This is a genomic window from Campylobacter concisus (assembly GCF_002913045.1).
GTDB lineage: Bacteria > Campylobacterota > Campylobacteria > Campylobacterales > Campylobacteraceae > Campylobacter_A > Campylobacter_A concisus_AP.
Genome location: NZ_PPAF01000021.1, coordinates 1 through 437 on the forward strand (window position 1 = coordinate 1; position 437 = coordinate 437).

The 437-nt window shown below is 43.9% G+C and carries 1 pseudogene; it reads left to right on the forward strand.

Going from position 1 to position 437, the window contains the following annotated elements:
- A pseudogene (locus CYP43_RS02420) lies at nucleotides 1-437 on the forward strand (phenylalanine--tRNA ligase subunit alpha); the annotation flags it as partial.

The window sequence follows — 437 nt, forward strand, 5'->3', positions numbered from 1 at the left end:
AGCTTAGCGCGCTTATAGAAGCTAAAAAAGCCGAGCTTGGCGAGCAAGAGATAGATAACAAGATGAAAAAAGAGGCCGCTGATATCACGCTCTTTAACGAGCCTGTTGCTAGTGGGGCGCTGCACCCTGTGATGGCTACGATGGATAAGATAATTGAATACTTTTTAGCTCTAAATTTCTCACTCGAGACTGGGCCGCTTATAGAAGATGATTTTCACAACTTTGAGGCGCTAAATTTACCAAAATACCACCCAGCAAGGGATATGCAAGATACATTTTACCTAGATGATTTTAGACTTTTAAGGACGCATACGAGCCCAGTTCAGGTGCGAACTATGTTAAATCAAAAGCCACCTATCCGCATGATAGCGCCAGGCACTGTCTTTAGACGTGATATGGACTTAACGCATACACCGATGTTTCACCAGGTAGAAGGC